At 59.3% G+C, this 19,423-nt stretch carries 18 protein-coding genes; 3 read left to right on the forward strand and 15 right to left on the reverse strand.

The annotated features are described in order from the left end of the window. Nucleotides 1-280: 280 nt before the first annotated feature. Nucleotides 281-3,139: a primosomal protein N' gene (priA, locus tag IPM39_22310; protein ID MBK8988771.1), complete on the reverse strand. Its 2,859-nt coding sequence runs from the start codon at nt 3,137-3,139 to the stop codon at nt 281-283. Between the two features lie 56 nt (nt 3,140-3,195). Between priA and IPM39_22315 the strand changes: the two genes are divergently transcribed. The 3 genes from IPM39_22315 to IPM39_22325 are packed head-to-tail and all read left to right on the forward strand — an operon-like array spanning nt 3,196 to nt 5,611. Then, nucleotides 3,196-3,939: a hypothetical protein gene (locus IPM39_22315; protein MBK8988772.1), complete on the forward strand. Its 744-nt coding sequence runs from the start codon at nt 3,196-3,198 to the stop codon at nt 3,937-3,939. Nucleotides 3,940-3,985: 46 nt separating this feature from the next. Beyond that, a complete protein-coding gene (locus IPM39_22320; protein ID MBK8988773.1) occupies nt 3,986-5,149 on the forward strand; it encodes an acyl-CoA dehydrogenase family protein in 1,164 nt (387 codons plus the stop codon). A gap of 24 nt (nt 5,150-5,173) precedes the next feature. Further along, nucleotides 5,174-5,611, forward strand: a complete 438-nt coding sequence (locus IPM39_22325) for a hypothetical protein (GenBank protein ID MBK8988774.1) — start codon at nt 5,174-5,176, stop codon at nt 5,609-5,611. Nucleotides 5,612-5,723: 112 nt separating this feature from the next. On the opposite strand, the gene IPM39_22330 is transcribed toward IPM39_22325, so the two are convergent. The 14 genes from IPM39_22330 to IPM39_22395 form a co-directional block, all read right to left on the reverse strand. Then, entirely contained in the window at nt 5,724-5,987 is a 264-nt protein-coding gene (locus IPM39_22330) for a YggT family protein (protein ID MBK8988775.1), read from the reverse strand. A gap of 23 nt (nt 5,988-6,010) precedes the next feature. Beyond that, a complete protein-coding gene (locus IPM39_22335) occupies nt 6,011-6,745 on the reverse strand; it encodes a YggS family pyridoxal phosphate-dependent enzyme (GenBank protein ID MBK8988776.1) in 735 nt (244 codons plus the stop codon). A 33-nt stretch (nt 6,746-6,778) separates the two neighbouring features. Continuing rightward, the gene (locus tag IPM39_22340) at nt 6,779-8,116 is read right to left on the reverse strand and encodes a PQQ-dependent sugar dehydrogenase (GenBank protein ID MBK8988777.1); all 1,338 of its coding nucleotides are present in this window, start codon (nt 8,114-8,116) and stop codon (nt 6,779-6,781) included. A 67-nt stretch (nt 8,117-8,183) separates the two neighbouring features. Beyond that, nucleotides 8,184-8,630, reverse strand: a complete 447-nt coding sequence (locus IPM39_22345; GenBank protein ID MBK8988778.1) for a D-tyrosyl-tRNA(Tyr) deacylase — start codon at nt 8,628-8,630, stop codon at nt 8,184-8,186. A 77-nt stretch (nt 8,631-8,707) separates the two neighbouring features. Further along, nucleotides 8,708-9,247 (reverse strand): tetratricopeptide repeat protein, encoded by a 540-nt coding sequence (locus IPM39_22350; protein MBK8988779.1) that lies wholly within the window; start codon nt 9,245-9,247, stop codon nt 8,708-8,710. Between the two features lie 4 nt (nt 9,248-9,251). Then, nucleotides 9,252-10,559 carry a hypothetical protein gene (locus IPM39_22355; protein ID MBK8988780.1) on the reverse strand — a complete coding sequence of 436 codons (1,308 nt, stop codon included), beginning with the start codon at nt 10,557-10,559 and terminating at the stop codon, nt 9,252-9,254. A 112-nt stretch (nt 10,560-10,671) separates the two neighbouring features. Next, nucleotides 10,672-11,583, reverse strand: a complete 912-nt coding sequence (locus IPM39_22360; GenBank protein ID MBK8988781.1) for an AEC family transporter — start codon at nt 11,581-11,583, stop codon at nt 10,672-10,674. A gap of 85 nt (nt 11,584-11,668) precedes the next feature. Further along, complete coding sequence (locus IPM39_22365) at nt 11,669-12,658, reverse strand: HEAT repeat domain-containing protein (GenBank protein MBK8988782.1); 990 nt, start codon at nt 12,656-12,658, stop codon at nt 11,669-11,671. 91 nt (nt 12,659-12,749) lie between these two features. Further along, on the reverse strand, nt 12,750-13,817 hold the full coding sequence (locus IPM39_22370) for a site-2 protease family protein (protein MBK8988783.1): 1,068 nt from the start codon (nt 13,815-13,817) through the stop codon (nt 12,750-12,752). A gap of 113 nt (nt 13,818-13,930) precedes the next feature. Next, the gene (locus IPM39_22375) at nt 13,931-15,022 is read right to left on the reverse strand and encodes an ABC transporter ATP-binding protein (GenBank protein MBK8988784.1); all 1,092 of its coding nucleotides are present in this window, start codon (nt 15,020-15,022) and stop codon (nt 13,931-13,933) included. Between the two features lie 219 nt (nt 15,023-15,241). Next, the gene (locus tag IPM39_22380) at nt 15,242-15,775 is read right to left on the reverse strand and encodes a hypothetical protein (GenBank protein MBK8988785.1); all 534 of its coding nucleotides are present in this window, start codon (nt 15,773-15,775) and stop codon (nt 15,242-15,244) included. A 106-nt stretch (nt 15,776-15,881) separates the two neighbouring features. After that, the gene (locus IPM39_22385) at nt 15,882-16,460 is read right to left on the reverse strand and encodes a pentapeptide repeat-containing protein (protein ID MBK8988786.1); all 579 of its coding nucleotides are present in this window, start codon (nt 16,458-16,460) and stop codon (nt 15,882-15,884) included. Further along, the gene (locus IPM39_22390) at nt 16,457-16,612 is read right to left on the reverse strand and encodes a hypothetical protein (GenBank protein MBK8988787.1); all 156 of its coding nucleotides are present in this window, start codon (nt 16,610-16,612) and stop codon (nt 16,457-16,459) included. Before IPM39_22390 ends, IPM39_22385 begins: the two co-directional genes overlap by 4 nt. Before the next feature lie 147 nt (nt 16,613-16,759). Further along, nucleotides 16,760-19,399 carry a glycoside hydrolase family 3 C-terminal domain-containing protein gene (locus IPM39_22395; GenBank protein ID MBK8988788.1) on the reverse strand — a complete coding sequence of 880 codons (2,640 nt, stop codon included), beginning with the start codon at nt 19,397-19,399 and terminating at the stop codon, nt 16,760-16,762. Nucleotides 19,400-19,423: the final 24 nt, after the last annotated feature.

Genomic DNA, 19,423 nt, shown 5'->3' on the forward strand with positions numbered 1-19,423 from the left:
AACCCTGCCACGGTATTGGCAGCGCGTTTCATCACGCCATAACGGATACTGAAGACCGAGAGGAATCGTTCTGCGTACTCTAGAAATTTTCTCCTATGGCGTCACAATCAGAATGATGGCGCCATTCAGAAATTGGACTTCTTGATGGATTTGTTTACAACCATTGCTTAACAAACAATGAGAAAGCTATATTGAGTATATTCTGTTTTTTTCTTTTGTAAATGAAATTTTGACCGTAACCTGGAAATAAAGTGGGGCATTTTCAACAATAACCCGGCAGTTACAGCGTACTTTCCGGGTCTATGTCTACGGACCAGTTGGCGGGCACGGGGAAATCGGCCAGCAGGCGGTTGGGGTTGGGGGAGCGGATGATGATCTGCCAGCGGTAACGGCCGTCTACCCGACTAAAAAATGGCGGCGTCGGCCCCAGAATCTCGGTGGCCGCCAGGGCCAGGTCGCGGGCGTGGCGGCGCAGGTTGGCCGCCAATGTTTCTCCCTCCCGCTGGCCGCGCTCGTTGATCGGGTCTACCAACACCAGCTTTGCCAACCGGCGGAATGGCGGCAGACTGTGCTGCGTGCGGAAGCGGATCTCGGCGATGTAAAAGCTGGCATAATCATGTTCGGCGGCGGCCTGGATGGCGTAATGCTCCGGCTGGTAGGTCTGGATGATAACCCGCCCACCCAGCAGCCCTCGCCCGGCGCGCCCGGCGACCTGAGCCAACGTCTGAAACGCCCGTTCGCCGGTGCGATAATCCGGCAGCCCCAACGACACATCGGCCGAAATGACGCCCACCAGCGTCACCAGCGGCAAATCCAGCCCTTTGGCGATCATTTGCGTGCCAATGAGGATGTCGGCCTCATGGTTGATGAAACCGCCCAGAAGCTGCTCGTGGGCGTAACGGCCGGCTGTCGTGTCCCGGTCCCAGCGGGTGATGCGGGCCGTGGGCCAACGCTGCTGCACCTGCTCCTCCACTTGTTCCGTGCCCAGGCCAAAATAGCGGATGCGTTTGGAGCCACACACCGGGCACTCGGCCGGCTGCGGCTCCTGGCGGCCGCAGTGGTGGCACACCAGGGCGGCGTGCGGCCGATGGAAAGTCAGGGGCAAGTCGCAGCGCGGACAGCGGGCGATGTACCCACAGTCGCGGCAGATGACAAAGGTGGCTGTGCCGCGTCGGTTGAGGAAGAGGATGGCTTGTTCGCCGCGCTCCAGGGTTTCGGTTACGGCCGCTGCCAACACCCGGCTAAATATGGAACGGTTGCCCGCCCGCAGCTCCTGGCGCAAATCCACCACCTGGATCGGCGGCAGCGGGATGGTCAGGGCGTCGTCGGGGTCTTCGCCGGATTGGACGTAGCGCGAGGTTAGATTCAGGCGCTCGGCCTGGCTTTGCAGGCGATGGCGATGGCCCATCACCCGCTTGGGCAGCTCCAGCAGTTGGTAACGACCGCCCTGCGCCCGGTGGTAGGTCACCAAATCCGGCGTGGCGCTGCCCATGATGACGGTGGCGTTGAGGAGTCGCCCCAGGTGAACGGCCGTTTCCCTGGCGTGGTAATATGGCGGCGACACCGGCGGCGTCTGCTTATAACTGGGGTCGTGTTCCTCGTCCACCACAATCACACCGATGTCTGGCAGCGGCGTAAACAGGGCGCTGCGCGGCCCGACCACAATGTCGAACAAGCCCAGCCGCGCCCGCCGCCAGGTGTCGTAACGTTCGCCATCGCTCAGGCGGCTGTGCAGCACGGCCACCCGCCCTGGAAAACGGGCGGCAAAACGGCGCACCGTCTGCGGCGTCAGGGCAATTTCCGGGACCAACACAATGGCCTGCTGCCCCCGCGCCAGGGCAAACTCAATCGCCCGCATGTAGATTTCTGTCTTGCCGCTGCCCGTCACACCGTGGAGGAGGAAGGGGTGTGGGGGTGTGGGGGTGGCAAGGGGGCCGGGTGACTCAGAGGCAGTCGCGTCGTCACCTTGCCACCCAGTCATCTGGTCATCTTCATCTTCCGCTTCAATCATCGCCATCTTTACCCGACCCCAGGCGCGGGCCTGGTCCATGGTTAGCTGCGGCGCATCGGCAGGGATGAAGTCGCGGTCGGCCAGAGGATCGCGCCACACCTCCTCGGAACCCAAACGAATCAGGTCTAGTTTGGCGAGTTTTTTTAGATGATTGAGATTGGCCCCGGTGACGGCGTACACATCGCTGATGGCCACGGGCTGCGCCGCTTTGGTCAGCAGGGTGATGATCTGGTAATAGGTTTCCGCGCCGCGCAGCCGCAGGGCGTGGCGTAGAACGTCGCGGTGGGGAATGGCGAGGGAGATGGATTGCGGATTTGGGATTGCGGATTGCGGATCAAGAGCCTCCGAAATCCGCAATCCGCAATCCGCAATCACTATCAGTTCAGCGGCGGCAAGTTGTTCCAGGTGTTTGGTGGTGGCGGTGGTGGCGGCAAGTACGGCCGTTTCCTCCGGCAGCGGGTCGTCTAAATCGGCCAGGTAGAAGAGGATGTCGGCTTGTTTATTGGGGCGGCCAAGCTGGCGCAAGGCAGCTTCCACCCGCGCCGGGCCGGCGCAGAGCTGCGCGGTCTTGATTTCTTTGGGGCGGGCGCGGGGTGGGTCCAGCACCGAGGCTTTGCGCAGAATGTTGCGGTTGGTTAGTTGGGTAACGGCCGTTTTCCAATCCGTTTTCGGCAGAGCGCGCTGAATCTGGCGGCCGCGCATGTCCCCCTTCTGGCGCAAGAGGTCTACAAGCTGCTGCTGGAGGTCGGTGAGACGGCCGGCGCCATCCCAATACGGATTCACATCTACCACCACATCCGCCTGGCGCGTCAGACCGGGGGGCAGCATCAGGCGCAGGCAGCCGTTCAGCGGGGCCAGGTATTCCTGGCTCATCCACTGCGCCAGGGCAATCTGCCAGGGCCAAAGGACGGGGGCAGAATCTACCAGGGCGATGATCGGTTTGGTTTCGGCCACTGGCGCGGTCTCGTCGAAAGCCACGACAATGCCCTGGGCCAGGCGGCGGCCAAATTCCACCTCCACCAGATGTCCCAACCGCAGTTGGGCGGCCAGGTCCGTCGGTATGTGGTAATGAAATGTGCCCTCCAGGGGTGCATCTACGTTAATGACCAGAACGGCGTACATAGCCATGATTGTACCATTGTGGCAGGATAGGCAAAGCACCATGCTGGTGCTAAAATTGCTTCATGGGCCTATCTACACCGTCCCCTATCGTGCTGCACGCCGAGCAAGAACACCCCCGCTTACGTTTTGCCATCCTGGCGCTGCTGCTGCTGATTTTTGCCCTCTTCTTTTTCCTCCTCCGCGCCCTCTTTCGTCTGGCTCCCGGCGACCTGCCCAGCTTTGCCCTGGTTCTCGCCTGTGGGCTGGCTGCGCCGCTGACGTTGGGTATAGGCTGGGGGATAGAAACATGGCTGAAACGGGTATGGCCCAGCGGTTACAACCTGGTGTTGAACGGCCGTACCATACAGGTGAATCAACCAGAATTAGAAACGCTGACGTTTGACCTGGCGGCCGGCGGCATCCTGCTGATGGGCTGGTATTTTGCCCTACGCGGCTATAAACGAGGCGGCCGTGAGCGCCGCGTGCCCGATCATTGGCTGTGTCTGGCCTGCCAACTGCAGCAAGACGACAGCCGCCTGATTTGTTACACGTATGCGCCACCCACACTGGCCGAAAATCTTTTCCATAACCCGGCTCAGCCGGTGCAGTTTTACAAGATCAATCCTGTGGAGGTGTATGGCAATACGCTGTCTAACCCATTCCAGGCGCCTGAACGCCCCAAAACCATACCGACCCGAATTTTGAACAGCAAAGACGGCCGTTTCTGGCTGGCGGAACAACGTCGTTGGACCGAAGGGCTGGAACTGCCGCTGAAGGAATTTGAAATCTTTTTGCATTATTTACAGACTCAGACAGGCGGCGAGTGACGGATAACAGACCCGCTGCCCGCCGCCAACAAGGAGAATCTACCCCATGTTTGACTTTATAACCGACGAACACAAAATGATTCAGCAGGCCGCGCGCGACTTCGCCCAAAACGAGATCGCGCCCATCGCCGAACACCACGACGAAACGGGCCAGTTCCCTATCGAGACGGTGCGCAAAATGGGACAGTTGGGCTTTATGGGCATTGAAGTGCCCGAAGAATACGGCGGCGCGGGCATGGACACCTTGGCTTATTCGCTGGCCCTGACGGAAATCTGTAAGGTAGACGCCAGCCACGGCACGGTGATGTCGGTGAACAATTCGTTGTACTGCCATGGCCTGCTGAAGTTTGGCACGGAAGCGCAGAAGCAAAAGTATGTTGCGCCCATCGCCAGCGGCGCGAAAATTGGGGCCTACAGCCTGACAGAGCCGATGAGCGGCAGTGACGCCGGGACGATGGCCAGCCGGGCGGTATTGAATGAGGCCGGCACGCATTATGTGATTAACGGCCGTAAATCCTGGGTCACCTCCGCGCCTTACGCCGACTACATTGTCCTCTTCACCATGACCCAGCCAGAGAAGCAGCACAAAGGCGTCAGCGCTTTCATTATCGAAACCGACAAGCCCGGTTTCTCACGCGGTAAAACGGAGCCAAAGCTGGGCATCCGCGCCAGCGCCACCAGCGAAATCATTTTCGACAACTACGAGTGCCCGGTGGAAAATCGGCTGGGCGCGGAAGGGGAAGGCTTTAAAATCGCCATGACGGTGTTGGACGCCGGGCGCATCGGCATTGCCTCACAGGCGTTGGGCATCGCCGAAGCGGCGTTGGAGGCCAGCGTGGCCTACGCCAAAGAACGGGAAGCGTTTGGGCAAAAAATCGGCCAATTCCAGATGATTCAGCAGAAATTGGCCGATATGAAGTGCCGCGTAGACGCCAGTCGGCTGCTTATTTACCAGGCGTGCCTGGCCAAAAAACAGGCGATGAAGGGGAACGGCCGTTACTCCATGGAAGCCAGCATGGCCAAATTGTTCGCCAGCGAAAGCGCCATGTACGTCACCACCGAGGCCATCCAGATTCACGGCGGCATGGGCTACAGCAAAGAAATGCCCCTGGAGCGTTACTTCCGCGACGCCAAAATCACCGAAATCTACGAAGGGACCAGCGAAATCCAACGCATGGTCATCGCCCGCAGCCTGACCGGCTTGCGCTAATGAAGGGTCTAACAAACTAACAATATGCTCCTCTACAAAGCTCTGTTACTTGTGCATATCACCAGTTTTGCCCTGTGGCTGGGCGTGGTAACGGCGGCGCTGCTGGTAATACGGACTCTGGAGAGCCGCCTGACCGACAGCGCCAACTTCCGCGCTGGCGACGAACAGCTACTGCGCGGTTACATTCGCAAAGAAGTGAAGCTGGTAGACGTGGTATTTTTACTGCTGATTTTCTCCGGCATCCTGCTGGCGCAGTTTTTCATCGGCTGGACGACCTGGGTGATCATCAAGATTGGGCTGCTGGTGGCCCAATTCATCGCCACCATGGGCTACATTCGCCTGTACATCCGCCCCATCACCTACCCCGCCCCACCAAACGTCTATCGCCGCTGGTATGGATTGGTGGCTGTGTCACTCACGTTTTTTGCGGTGATTTTGCTGGTTGTATTCTTTGGCCGCTAATTGGCGCTTAGGCCCCAACTACTGGCACAGCGAGCAAGAGTCTTGTCAGAGATTGGACAAATCTCAGAAGATTTGTCCAATCTAAACGTGTAGATTATTCAAATCTCGTTCCTTACAGCAGGCTGAAGAGGATGATGCGCAAAATGTAGATGCCAAACAGCAAAACCATCGGGCTAAAATCGAGGCCGCCTTGGGGCGGCAGCACGCGGCGGATCGGTTCCAGCAGCGGCTCGGTGGCCTGGTAAACAAAGCGCGCCAGCGGCCCCCAGGTGGGGTGGTACGGATCAACGCGCACCCAGGAGAAGACAAAGCGGGCAAAAATCAGAATGACCAGAGCGTAATAAACCAGATTCACAAGCTGTAACAAAATAATCATCTGTTTTCCTTTCTTTTGTGTCGTCAGGTCCGTGTGCCAAACAGGGCACGGCCCACACGGACATGGGTCGCCCCTTCTTCAATCGCAATTTCAAAGTCGTCGGTCATGCCCATAGACAGGCCGGTTAGCTGGAGAGCCGGTTCGACCTGGTTCAACCAGTGCGCCAGCAGCCGGGTTTGGCGAAACACGGCGCGAATCTCGTCTTCGGGCGCCTGCCAGGGGGCCATGGTCATCAACCCATGCACCGAAAGAGCGGGCAAATTGACCAACGCCTGCACGATAGTACGTATCCTGGCCTGCTGCGTTGCATCTTCTTGCCACTTGCTCACGTCGAAACCGGATTTGCTGGTTTCGCCGGAAACGTTTACCTCCAGGAAGGTGGGCAAGATACGGCCGTTCTCCCCCACCTCGCGCGCCAACCGGTTGGCAATCTTCAAGCGGTCCAGGGCGTGGAATACGTCGGCGTGAACGGCCGTCAACCCTGTCTTGCGGCTTTGCAGCGTGCCAATTTGATGCCAGATGATACCGTTGTCTGGTCCTAACGCGGCTTCAACGGCCGTTCGTTTTGCCGCCAATTCCTCCGGTCGGTTCTCGCCAAAGTGGCGCATCCCCACTTCGTAAGCAGCCAGAACCGTCTCGGCCGGCCAGGTTTTGCTCACAGCCACCAGGGTGACAGCTTCCGGCGACCGGCCGGCCCGTTGGGCGGCGGCGGTGATGCGATTGAGAACGGCCGTGTAACGCTGCGCAAGTTCGTTCATTTTGGTCTTGCAGCCTTGTAGTCGGGCAGTCGGCTATTGCCCAATGTAGCTGATCTGGAAAATGATCCCCGTCGCCCAATCGGCTACGTACAGATTCCCATCCGGGCCGACCACCACATCAATTGGCGCGGCATAACCCAGGGAAAAGTCGTACTGGTCGCCATTCGGCGTTACGGCCACCACACTTTGCGCGCCGGGGAATGCGCTCCACAAAGTGATAAACATGGTGTTGTAATAGCCGGGGAAAGCGCCCGACGTATAGGCCGTAATGCCTGTCGGTGACGAATGGGCTACGAACGTGTAGTCCGGCGGCAGCACTTCTATGCCAGGCGGCGGCTGAAAACAAACTTCGCAATCGTACCAGGGATAGCCATGCTCCGCGCCGGGCACAATGCGGTGCAATTCTTCCGGCGGGCCGTAGTCGGGCGCGTTGTCGGTAGCCCACAAATCACCATTGCCATCCCAGGCAATGTCATACGGGTTGCGGATGCCCCGCGCATATACTTCGACTTCACTGCCGTCGGCATTAAAGCGCAAAATGGCCGCTTCGTAAGGATGCAGCTCGTCCTGTTCGTTGGTTCCTAAAATTTCACCATGATCAGCCCGACCACCGACGCCAACGTAGCCATACCCATCAGGTCCAAAAGCAATGCCGTTGGCCGCATGATAATAGGTGTAGCAGCAGGGCAGTTCCTCAATAATGCGCCCCTTGTTGACGATGGAAATGACCGATTCGCCATCCACGTTTTCTTCCACGGCCCGGCTGGCAACATACAACTCGCCGGTGATGGGGTGGAAGGCGATTCCTGTGGGGGTGGTGTAACCGCCGACATAAGCGCGGGAATTACCCTCACTGTCCAGGCGATAAATTGTGCCAGCCTGCACGGCCACGTACAACAGACCATCGGGACCAAAGGCCATGGTGGTCGGCTGGCCATCTATGCGGGCAAAGTAAGTCGCCTGAAAACCAGGTGGAACCTGGATGCGCGCTTCCCAGGCGGCCACGTCTTCGTTACAAGGGTATTTGTCGCTGCACTCGCTGGCGGCATAGGGCGGCTGCGCCACGCTGCCTTCGGGCGGCGGCGGGGCCGCCGGGATAGATGGGTCCACGGTTGGGGTGGGATTGATCCAGACGCTGGTGGGCGTGGCGGTGGGGCCGGCCGGGGTGTCTGTGGGCACGGCCGTTGCCATCACCGGCGCCGGCAGCGGCGTGGCGGTGGCCGGGATGGACGTAGCAGTGGGTTGGGGGACGGCCGTATCAGCCTGGCTGACGGCCGTTGGTTGGGCTGCCGGGGATACGGCCGTTTGCCCACAACCAACCAATACATGCAGTAAAACGAATAGGCCGATGAAAGGTGTCTGGTATTTCATGTTTAGTGAGTAACTCCCGTTTTTGTTTAGTATCCGGTGTTCAGTGTTCAGTAAGATCGAACTCGACTCATTGATGCTCCCGTTCTAACAGCAGGGTCACGGGGCCATCATTGTGAATGTCCACGGCCATGGCGGCCCCAAATATACCGGTGGCGACGGTCAGACCGTGCCGCCGCAGTTGTTTGACAAAATAATCCACCAGGGGTTCGGCTTGTTCCGGGCGGGCGGCGTCGGTGAACGACGGCCGTCGCCCCTTTTGGGCATCGCCATACAAGGTAAATTGGCTCACCACCAACAGCGCCCCGGCCACATCAACCAACGAGGCGTTCATCTTGCCCTCGGCGTCTTCAAACAGGCGAATCCCGGCGATTTTGTTCGCCAGCCAATCGGCTTCGGCTGTTGTGTCTGTGTGGGTCACGCCCAGCAGAACCACAAAGCCAGGGCCAATCGCGCCTACCACAACGCCATCCACCGTTACCTGTGCCCGGCTCACCCGCTGCAACAATGCCCGCATCGCTTCAACCTCCCTATGGCAGCCCAGGCTTCTTGCCTGCCCAGGGCGGACGGGACGTCCGCGCTCCCACGAGGCTGCTATTCCTCTTCAGCCACAGCTTCCAAGCGGGCCAGCAAATTGCGGGCGTCCTGGTCGTTGGGATTGGCCTTGACAGCCTCGCCAAACCAGTAGCGCGCCCGCTCGTAGTTTTGCCGGTCGCGGAAAATCAGGCCCAGATTATAGGCCACGTTAGGGGCAATGGGGTTAATTTCCAGCGCGCGCTCGAAGGCCGTAATGGCTTTTTCATGCTCCGGGTCGCGGGCCAAAATGGGATTGCCCAGATAAGCCGCGCCCAGGTTGGTCCAGACCATCGCATTGTACGGTTCCATCTGACTCAGCGCCTCCAAAATCATCACCGCCTGCCCGAAGCGGTTGGATAAAATGTATGCGCCGCCCAGATTCAGAGCCACGTCTGGATGGGTTTCATCCAGGGTATACGCTTTTTCTAACACGCGGGCCGCCTGTTCGATGTCGCCGCGGCGTAACAATTCGCTGCCGCGCAGGAGCAGCTTTTTCACCTGATCCGGCGCGCCAGCGGCCGAAGCCGTTTTAGGATTAGAAAATGTCGTTTTGCTCATCGTCTCACTTCGTTTGCCAGATAATCAGTCCGGTCATTAAAAAGCTGCCCAGCAGCAGCAGCAGCCAAACGCCCTGCTGCTCCCAGACTTGCGTCCAGAGAGTTTTGGGCTGCTGCGCGGCCAGCCACGCTTTTTCCAGTTCGGCCAGCGAAAGACCGGTGGCCCGCTGCACGCCGGCGTCACACTCCTGGCCATCGGCATAGGCGGCCAGCAGGCTGCGCAGTGCCTGGTTGCCAAAACGCGCCTGGATGTAGCGGGTCAACGACTCGCTTTGGGCGTAGGCCAGCACCACCTTGTCTTCGGCGGCGGGGAAACGGCCGCACAAATCGGCCAATGGCAGCGTCTGGTAGGCGGCGACGGCCGTTTCCAACACCACGCCGTAGCTCGGGTTCGGATTGGCCTCCATCATCGTCGCCAGCCCTTCGCCCAACCAAATGGGCAAATGGTCGTAGGCCACCGGGCCGAGCGTTTGATAGAGCAGGTAATGGCTCATCTCGTGGGGAATGCTCTGGCGCAAATCGGCGGCGGCGGTACGGCTGTTGACGGCCGTTACCAGCAGCACGCCCAACTCCGGGTGGGCATGGGCGCCCACCCAATCCCGCCCAGTCAGGCGCAGCGCCGCCCGCAAATCGGCCGACGAGGGGTACAGGTAAAGGTTAAAGGCCACATCTTGCGGCAGCGGCAGGATGGCCTGCCAGCGCGGCAGCGCCTCGGCTACCACGTCCAGAGCCAACTGTCCCAACGCCAGGTCGTCGCCGGTCCAGTGGACCCGCACACTGTCCTGGGCCAGTTCGCGCCAGTCAAACTGGTCGTCCTGGTAAAGGAACTGCTGTGGCGGCAGGGTGATGGTCTGGCCGGCGGCCGTTTCCAGCACCCACCAATAAGTGACAGTTGTAAAAGGAGCCAGCCGCACCTGGCGCAAATCTACCCGATGGCTGATGGCTATCTGACGGCCGTCGGTCAGCGGTACAGCGGCGACAAAAGTATTGTCGAACTCCGGGGCCTGAAAGAGCAGCGTCGCGCCGGTGAAGTCGGTGGCGCTGACGCCGTTTAGCTGAAATGTCATGGCCTGCCCAAAGGCATAGTCGGCCGTGGAGCGCCAGCCGCCTTCAGACTGCGCCAACGGCTGAGCCGCCAACGGCCGTGCCGCCAACGGCCGTGCCGCCAACGGCCGTGCCGCCAACGGCCGTGCCGCCAACGGCCGTGCCGCCAACGGCTGAGCCGCCAACGGCTGAGCCGCCAACGGCCCCAGCCAGAGCAGCAAGAACAGCAGCGCCACAGACCTGCCCGGTCTACACCAAAACCTTCTCATCCAACAAACCCACCTGAGCATATGTATACTCGCAAAGGTCATCATCTGACATTTTTGCCACCTTGTCAGATGTCACCTTGTCACCTTGTCAGGTACATCTCGCGCCACGCCATCACAGCCCCAACAGCGCAATGGTGGCGGCAATGGTAAACGGGCTTAACAATGTCGTCAGGACAACGATACTCGTAACCGCCTCTGGCTGCAAGTCAAACTCCGTCGCCAGGATGATGGTGATCACGGCCGTTGGCATCATCGCTTCGACAATCGAAGCGGACCGGCCCAGGCCCGTCAGGCCCAACAAACCGGCCACCAACAGCGCCACAACCGGGGCAACCAGCAGTCGCAGCACCACCGCCGGGGCCGTCAGTCGCCAGGTTATATGCCCGCGAAAGCCTTCCATTTGCATCCCCAACACCAACAGCATCACCGGAATGGCCCCCTGCCCGGCCACTTCCACACCGCGCAGCAGCGGCGCGGGAATGGACCAATCGAACGCATAGACCAGCACAGCGCCAAACGCGGCGTACACCGGCGGCAGCCGCAGCATTCGTCCCAACGCCTGCCGCCAGGGCAGTTCGCCCATGGACGCCAGAAAAATTCCGGCCGAATAAAGCACAATGGTACTGGTTGTGAAGTAAACAATCGCCCGCGCCAGACCGTCGTCGCCATAACGAAGCTGCACCAGCGTCAGGCCATAATTGCCGCTGTTGCCAAAAATCGTCACGATGATCAGCGTCACCAGAGCGCGGCGCGGCAGACCAAGACCCCAACCCACCAAGACGGCCGTAACCGCCATCAGGGTAATAAACACCACCGCAAAGGCGGCCAGGGCAAACAATTCTTCGCCGGGCAGTCGGGAATTGACCAATGAGGCGAAAACCAGAGCCGGGCTGAGGATATACAGGGAAGTTTTAGACAGCGTATGCTTATCTACCACCTGCCAGCGCTGCAAGGCATAACCAAAACCGGCAACCATGAAGATAGGCAGGATATTTTGCCAGAGGACGGTGGCGATGGTGTTCAATGGTTATCTGGGGCGGTGTTCACAGTTCAGTATGGACTGAACACTGTTTACTGTTTACTGAATACTGTCTTCCAAACACCTACCACTAAAACTCGCTGATGAGGTCGTCATCGTCATAGCCGTCATCGCCATCGTCTGCGTAATCCATCAGGTCCAGTTCGCCGCCCAATAACAGGAGCGATTCCAACGATTCCTGAACCAACTCGTGCATGTCTTCAAAGTCTGGGTCTTCCAGCAAATCGGTAAGCAGGGTCTTGACCTGGTCGCCGCCAATTTGCCCCAAAGCAGCGATGGCGGCGGCGCAGACTTCATCGTCTTCGTCGTGGGTTAGCTCAGCCAGGAGGGGGATGGCTTCGCTGCGACCCATAGACCCGGCGGCGGTGGCCGCTTCGGCGCGCACGTCGGCCGACGGGTTGCCTAATTCTTCGAGGATAGTAGGCAGCCAGCGCGGGTCGGCGCTGTTGCCCATGGCAAAGATGGCGCTGAGATTCATGGCCGGATCGTCGTGTTCGTAGGCTTCTTCGATGAGGGCGTTGACGCGGGCATGGCTGGCAGCGCCCAGCGCTTCCAGGGCGGCGCGGCGGATAGGCACGGCCGTTGCCTCATCTTCGTAGGCTGCCAATAATGCGGGGATGACCGGTTCTAACGGCCGTGTGGGAATTTGCCCCCACTCCGCCAACAGCACAAAATGGGCCAGCGCCCTGGCGGCCGCCGCCCGCACATCCTGGTTGTCGTCTGTCTGCATCAGCCGCAAAATCGGCGCCACCAGCCGCACATCCGTAGCGTCCCACAGGCCATCTAAAGCCAACACCCGCACGGCAGCCAACGGGTCAGACAATCCCGCCTTAAAAATAGGCGTAAAGTCAACGGCAAAGTTATCTTCCGCCAGGTCAACCAGATGCCCCATAATCTCTTCGCGGCGATCATCAACCGCACCCGGCCAGGCGGCAAAAAAGCGCGACTCAGCCGACATAGGCATATCCGACAGGCGAAAAAGCAGGTGTACCGGCACTTGCTCATTGTGCAACAGTGCGTCCAAAACTTCAGAAAACAGTTGTATTTTTTCTTCTTTCATGGTTCCTCACAAAAAACCTCCCGTTTGGCGGGAGGTTTGAATAGTATTGTCCGTGTTCCGCGTGACGGCTTACGGCCTAAGGCTATACACATTAGAAAGGTATAATCGGATTGATTATATCCTGAACAATCATGAAGAGCATCAGGCTCAGCAGCACCAACATGCCGATGACGTGGACCATGCCTTCCCGTTCCGGCTCAATGCGCCGACCGCGCACCGCTTCGATCAGCACAAACATGATCCGCCCACCGTCGAGCGCCGGAATGGGCAGCAAATTGGTCAGGCCCAGGGCGACATTGATAAAGGCAAAAAAGTGCAGCAAGGGAAATAGGGTGCTGTTGGCGACCGAATTTTCTGTCACCTCGCCGGCAAGCTGGCTGATGCCCACAATGCTAACCGGACGGGCTTCGCTGGGTGATAGATCGCCGCGAATCAGCATCGCCGGGACGCGGAAAAACAGCCCAAATTGCTCCGTAAAGATATTGACGGCATCCATGCCCGCTTCGCCCAGGCCCCGGGTGATGCGCTCACCGGAATCAGACATGGTGAGTCCTACGCCAATAGGACCTTCCACGGCCGGATCATACTCCCCTTCGACGCGCGGAATCACGGTGACAATCATTTTTTCGCCGTTGCGGCTAATGAGCATTTCCACCGGTTGGCCGCCTTTGGCATACATCGGCCCGGAAATGACGCTGGTATTGTCTGCTTTTTCGCCTTCTACTTCCAAAATCACATCACCGGCGATGATGCCCGCCGTGAAAGCGGGCGAGTCGGGATTAACCTGGGAGATAGCGACGGCCGGCGCGCCCAGAGAGAAAGCAAACCACCAGGCCAACAAGGCGGCAATAAAGTTCGCCCCAGCCCCGGCGACCAGTACAAAAAAACGGGCGCGTTTGGAGGCGGCCGACAACCCATCAGGAATGGTGGGGTCGTCTTCACCGGCCGGCCGCACAAAACCGCCCAAAGGCAGCCAATTCAGGGTAAAAATTGTGCCGTTGTGCTTGCCCAACACGGCCGCGCGCGGCGGAAAACCGAAGCCAAATTCCTCTACACGAATTTTCGAGAGGCGCGCCGCACTAAAATGACCAAATTCATGGATGAGGATAATCGGCGTCAGAATAAGAAAAAATCCGGCAACTGCCCATAAAAACGACATAGTATTTTCCTTGTGTTGGCGGGGAGGGGGTGAACCCGCGCCGCCGCTTGAACATGGCGGCATTATACGCCTGTCCAGGGAAGGGTAGCAACCTATCCCCAGATGATCTTACCTCATTCTAACCGATAGATGGCCTGGGGGTTTAGAGACAAGTGTACCGACTGTCCAACGGCCGGAAGACGTTCGGCGGAATCGAATTCTAGTTTGAGGGGAACGGCCGTTTCCCCAGCCATCCCATCCACCAGCACCGTAACAATCTGGTAACGGCCGCGAAAGGAGAGGTCATGGACAAGGCCGTGTACTCCATTCACGCCCTCATCGCCCATGGGGACGATCTGGGCGGCTTCCGGGCGGATGAGAAAGTGGGCGGGCGATAGGGGCAGATGGGGCGACAGAGAGGGGGTAAAACGCAGGCGGCCGACGGGCGTTTGGGCGATGGGCGGGTTGGTGGAGAGGATGTCGCCGGGCAAGATGTTATCCATGCCCAGGAAACGGGCGACAAATGGCGTGGCCGGGTGGCGATACAAATCAGTCGGGTGGCCGACCTGTTCAATTTGTCCGGCGTTCATCACCACCACCCGGTCGGCGATGGCGAAGGCTTCGGCCTGATCGTGGGTAACATAGACGGCCGTTATCCCTTCCGGCCGGCCCAACACCCCGCCGGCCTGCTTGAGAATGTCGCGCAGTTCCAGCATCAGCCGTTCACGCAGGGCGCGATCCAATGCGCCCAATGGCTCATCCAACAGCAGCAGGCGCGGCGCAGGGGCCAGGGCGCGGGCCAGAGCCACCCGCTGCTGCTCGCCGCCGGACAGTTGATGGATGGCGCGTAGACCAAACCCGGCCAATCCAACCAGGCCAAGCACTTGCTCCACCCGGTCACGCATTTGGGCCGCCGACCAGTGCTGCATCCGCAGCCCAAAGCGTACATTGTCGGCGACGTTTTTGTGCGGGAACAGGGCGTAATCCTGGAACACCATGCCCAGGCCGCGCTGATGCACCGGGACGGCCGTCAGGTCTTGGCTTTCGAGCTGCACACGGCCGTTGTCGGCCGTTTCCAGCCCGGCAATGATGCGCAGCAGGGTCGTTTTGCCACAGCCACTTGGCCCCAGCAAAGCCACAATTTCCCCCGCCGCCACTGTCAGAGTGACCCCGAGTAAAACCGGCGCGTCGTTAAAAGATTTTTGGATCGTGTGTAGTGCCAACATAATCTATTGTGAGGGTTTTAACGCAAAGGAGGGAAAGAGGCAAAGTAACGCTAGAGTCTGGCGTTGTAACGCGATCTGGCAATGGTGTGTTTCATTTCAGCTAGAGGGGCAGCGGATTGGCAGGATTTGACGAACAAAAGAGCCACGTCCGATAAAACAAAAAGGTGCGGCGCGCTTTTTGCAGTGCGCCGCACCGGGCATCTCTCAACAAACGATGGTTTAGCTTTGGCGAACTTTGATGTCACTCACAAACGAAGTCGTTTCCAGCCGGATGCGCCGGTCGGCCATTTTGTAGTTGGGCGTTTCCAGATTCACCGGCCCCAGAAAGCTCTCTTCCTTGTTACCCAACACGTCTACTTCGCTGACAAAGGAGGTGGACGATACCGACACGCCCACGTCTTTAGGCACACGTACATCTATATCGCTGACAAACCCCAACGCCCGGATGCGCGTCTCGCCATAGGGAATGTCGGCCTGGGTCATGTCGAAGTCGGCGTCGGCGATAAAGTACCACAATTCTTCGTCGGTGACGGCCCACTGGCCGCTGCGCTCGACTTCACCGAGGAATTTCTGGGTAACGGCCGTGCCCGGTTCAATCATTCGTGGGCGGAAAATGAAAAACAGGCCCAACAAGATAAAGGCCATCGGCCAACACAAAATGCCCAGGTCAATGTTCAACAGGTTGGCTAACAGCAGCACAACCCCCAACACCACAATCACGATACCTAACGTAAATTGTCCCTGATTTTTCATCTGTCTGTCTCTCACTTTAGGACCTGACACGCTTTCGGACACCTGTCAGGTCTATCCATTTCTTACCAGGCTATACGCGCCGGCCAGACAGAGGTTGCAAACAGGGTTAAGCAGTGGGCCACTTTTTGCGGGCCAGCAGGAAGGCGACAATGCCCACCGCGCCCACCAGACCCAACAGCGCCAAAAACAGCGCCCAGGTTGGCGGCTGCATGGCTTCAGGTATCGCGGACGGAGGGACTTTGGCGTTGGCCCAGACCACGCCGCCCGAATGGGCGTCGGTGGTCACTGCGCCGCTGAAATCCGCCCCGGCGACGTTGACTGCCAGCAGGGTCGCCGCGCTCAGGTCAGCGTCTGTCAGGTCGGCGTCTTGCAAGTTAGTCCCGTTGATTCTGGCTGCTTTCAGGCTGGCGCCGCGCAAATTGGCGTTTGCCATATTGGCGCCGGCAATGAATACACCATCCAGGGCTGCGCCCGACAAATCTACGCCGGCCAGGTCTGCCCCAGCGATGATGGCTTTGCGTAAATCGGCCTGGGCGAGGTTTGCGCCGGGCAAGACCATGCCGATCAGCTTCATTTCGCTCAAGTCCAATCCACTCAGGTCTATGCCGGCCAGGTTTTGCTTGTCGCGCAGACGGGCCGCTATTTCTTCTCGATTGCCTGGTTTTGTCTGTTCTTCCACACTCATTTTGTCACCTCTTCGCCTAAAAATTTCGGATTGCGGATTTCGGATTGACGTAACGCCAGCATCTTGCTGGCGTCGCCATCTGGAAGATGGCGCTCTGTTTTCATTCGTGGTGGTGGGTGGCGCGGGTTGGTATCCGCCACAGCGGACGGCATTTTCTCCGCGCCATCTCGCCCAACAAACGGCTGTGTCGGGCAAAAAAGAGGGCGAGACAGGCGGGGGCGAGGCATTGGTGATTGGCAAAGATGTCGCCCCGCCTGTCCCGCCCCTACCTGCTCAACTTATTTGAAACACTCCCTCGATCAATTTGTCAGCGAAGCCAACGCGTGATTGATGGCTTCGATGGTTTCGCGCGGCAGCATGTCGGGCACGAAGGCGGCGATTTGCTCCAGGGACATGGTCATTGCCATGTCTATCTGGGGGTGATTCATCAGATCGCCCAAATGTTCTTGCAGCACGGCCGTTGCCCGCGCATCATTGAGCAAGGTTTGCAAAGGCAGCCCGGTGTGCAGTTTCATCACCCGCGCGCCGTCACCGCCCCACTCAAACTGCCCGCTGAGGCAAATATCCTGCGCCGAACGGCCGACCAATACGCTGAACATACCCGCCTCCGTCACCCAATCGCCCACGGCCGGATCGTAAAAGGCCAGCGATTGGCGGCTGAGGGGCAGGACGACGGTTTGGGTTTCGCCCGGCTGCAAGGCGATTTTAGCGAAGGCTTTGAGTTCCTTGAACGGCCGTACCAACCGCGCCACCTCATCACGCACATACACCTGCACCACTTCCTGCCCGAACCGGCTGCCGGTGTTGGTGATGTCTACTTGCACCTGAACGGCCGTATCCTCCACCGCAATCTTCAGATTGTCGTAGGCAAAGGTGGTGTAAGACAAGCCGTGCCCAAAGGGGAACAACGGCGCGATTTCCTTTTTGTCGTAGTAACGATACCCCACAAACAACCCTTCACCGTACAGAACTTTGCCGTTTTCGCCGGGGTAGTTCAGGTAAGCCGGGGTATCGGCCAGGCGGCGGGGGAAGGTGGTGGGCAGGCGGCCAGACGGATTGACATCGCCGAACAGCACGTCGGCCAGGGCGTTGCCCCCTTCCTGGCCGGGATACCACAGTTGCAGCACGGCCGTTACCGCATCCAGCCAGGGCATTGTCACCGGCGACCCCACGTTGAGGACGACGATGGTGTTGGGATTGGCCGCTGCTACGCGGGCGATCAGTTCATTTTGCGCGCCCACCAGTTCCATGTCCGGCCGGTCGAAGCCTTCACTCTCCCATTCTTTGGTCAGCCCGGCAACAACAATGGCGACATCTGATCGGGCGGCCAGGGCAACGGCCGCCGCCAGGGGATCTGCTTCCTGCGGCGGCCGGCAGCCCAGATTGAGCGACCTGCCCTGGCCGACCGCGTCGGCGCTGTATTCAACCACCACGTCGTAGGGTTGGTTGGCGATCAGGTCCAGGGTAACGGCCACTGCCTCCGATTCGGCCGTCAGGCACTCCAATTGGACGACGCCATCCACCAGGAAGCGGCTGTGGCCGGTGCTGTCTAGCGTAAAGGTGTAAGCGCCGCTTTGCGGTACAAGCAATTGACCGCTCAGGCGCAGGGAAAAATTGGCCGGGTTTATGTACGGATGCCGTTCGCCAAACCAGTGGAGGTTGGTTTTTTGGATCGCGGCCGTATAAATGGGCGCGCCATCCAGCTGACGGTTGCCAAAATAAGAGAGCGTCAGCCCGGCACGGCCGTCTGCGGTGCGCAGCCAATCCGTCGGGATGGGCGGCAGTTGACGGTGGATGGCGCAGCCAAGAGCAAACGCCACCTGCGCCTGCTCGCCCGCTCGCTGGCGAATCCCGGCCAGCGGGCTGATGGCGTAATGGGGATTCACGCCGGAACTACCCCCACCCATTATTTGTGCTGCCTGCGCGTTCTCGCCGATGACAGCGATGCGCTGCGGCCTGTCCGGGTCCAGCGGCAGCAAGCTGCCCTCGTTCTTCAGTAAAACAATGGCTTCGGCGGCGGCGGCGCGGACCAATTGGCGATGCTCCGGCCGGTTTATGCTCTGCTCTGGCGGCAATTCCGGCCGATCAAACACGCCTACACGAAACATCGTGCGTAACAGGCGGCGCACTTTGTCGTCCACCAACGCCACGTCTAGTGCGCCATTCTCCACCGCCCGGCGCACCCGGTCGTCGTGCCAGCGGGCGGGACCGGGCATTTCCAGGTCCAGACCGCCAGCGGCCACATTTTCGGTGTAAGAGCCGTACCAATCGGAGATGACCAGCCCGTCAAAGCCCCATTCCTCCTTGAGGATGTCGCGCAGCAGGTGGCTGTTTTCGCTGGCCCACACGCCGTTGATGCGGTTGTAGGCGGACATAATGGTCCAGGGTTTGGCCCGCTCCAGAGCGATGCGGAAGGGTTCCAGATAGATTTCACGTAACGGCCGTTCGGCTACTTCTGAACTCATGCTGTGCCGCTCATACTCAGAATCGTTGCAGACAAAATGCTTGATACATGCCCCCACCCCCTGGCTCTGCAAGCCCTGAATGTAAGCGGAGGCCAGCATCCCACTGAGGTAGGGGTCTTCGGCGTAACATTCAAAGTTACGGCCGGCAATGGGCGAACGGTGAATGTTGACCGTAGGCGCAAGCAGCACATGCGCCCCTTTGGTCTTCACCTCATCGGCCAATGCCTGCCCTACCTGCTCCACCAGCGCCGGATTCCAGGTAGCGCCCAGAGCGATGCCCACCGGGAAGCAAACCGAAGTTGGCCCGGTGTTATCATCCACACCGCGCACTCCGTTGGGGCCATCGGACACTTTCATAGCCGGGATGCCCAACCGTTCGACAGGCACGGTGTGCCACATATCGGCTCCGGCCAACAGAGATACTTTTTCGGCCAGCGTAAGCTGTTCAATCATTGTGTTTATTTGATCTTCCATTTTCTCCTCACGCGGTGCTGTATC

Origin of the sequence: Candidatus Leptovillus gracilis (assembly GCA_016716065.1) — a bacterium.
GTDB lineage: Bacteria > Chloroflexota > Anaerolineae > Promineifilales > Promineifilaceae > Leptovillus > Leptovillus gracilis.